We start from the raw sequence: 1,285 nt of genomic DNA, 5'->3' as shown, positions 1-1,285 counted from the left end.
TTGCGGACCGAGGCAGCCCTTCTCGCGCGTTCTTCAAAGCATTGATCCTTTTGTCGGCAGCCGGCATAAAGATACGTGAGGGCAAAACTGCTGCGGCCGCGCGCCACTCCCGGCGCGGCGCAATGCTGTTTCGTCGGTTGAACGGCCCGTCGGAACACATCTTTGAAAACGTGCTTGGCCTCCCGCCAGCAATCCTCGCCGACTATGCCGAGGCAGCGACAGAGGTCCCGGCATCGTTGCCGGCCGTGCCACTTGGCCGGCCGCAACCGGTGTTTGATTTCGTCCTCGGGATCAGATCATCGTGGCAAAGCCACGCGCAACAGCATACCGCATAGCACATAAGGCGGCTGACCACCACGTTCACACGCCCCTGGCGGCCCGGCCGTCACCAAATGCAGCGGTTTGCCGCGACCACCTCTTCCGGCGACGTAACACCGGAAAGAGCATACCCCAAGCAGGGTCGGTTACGGTGCCACGGCTCGCAATTTGGCTGCTTCAAAGTCGAACGAAACGCGGTTCCGGCCGCGCTGTTTCGCTTCAGAAAGGCATCGTCCTGCAGTGCGAAGAATATCCTGAGTATCTGCATCGGGAGGGATTTCCGCACCGCCGATGCTGACAGTCACTTTTACATCGTCCTGTTGCCCTTTGATCCAGGGAATCCCTTCAACAAGACGCCGGATGTTCTCCGCCATGGTCATTGCCTGCTCTTTGTGCACCCCTCGCAGCAGGACCCCGAACTCTTCGCCACCAAGGCGCCCGACTGAATCGCCAGGGCGCGTTAGATAGACAAGCGCCTTTGCGATTCGAACCAAGGCCTCGTCGCCTTTGGAATGTCCGTGCTGATCATTGAACAAGGAGAAGTGATCCGGGTCGATAAGGAGAAGCGTGTCGTATTCACCCTCATCGCGGTTCCTGTCCATTCTTGCCATGAATCCGCCGCGGCTAAGAAGCCCCGTCATCGGGTCGTGGCTGGTCACGAACGCCAGCCTGTCGTGGGTCTCTCTCAAGGCCGCATACGACTTCTCCAGCTTGTCACATGTCTCCTGGATCGTTTCCGACTGGGCGAAGATGTAGGCGCCGACGGGCATTCCAATCAGGATAGGAATGAGGGTGCATTCCACCCAACTCAGCCAATCGATGGGCATGTGCAAGGCGATTCTGGCCGTAAACGACAGAGCAAAGGTCGCGACGATTGCAATTATCGTCACAACCATTGATTTGCCTAGAATACGCTTGGTGCGAGGCGTCATATTTTTTCTTTGAAGATTGGCACTGTTTCTTTAGA

General features: G+C 57.5%; 1 protein-coding gene and 1 pseudogene. One reads left to right on the top strand and one right to left on the bottom strand.

Annotated elements, in window-relative coordinates; all coding sequences use genetic code 11:
* Positions 1 to 335, top strand: a pseudogene (locus ACWGTO_RS33450) (DUF309 domain-containing protein); the annotation flags it as partial.
* Positions 336 to 464: 129 nt separating this feature from the next.
* Here ACWGTO_RS33450 and ACWGTO_RS33445 read toward each other — a convergent pair.
* Entirely contained in the window at positions 465 to 1,250 is a 786-nt protein-coding gene (locus ACWGTO_RS33445; protein ID WP_454578949.1) for a GGDEF domain-containing protein, read from the bottom strand.
* Positions 1,251 to 1,285 lie beyond the last annotated feature (35 nt).

It is taken from the genome of Mesorhizobium sp. PL10 (genome assembly GCF_053714315.1).
This window is presented reverse-complemented; position numbering and strand designations above follow the sequence as displayed.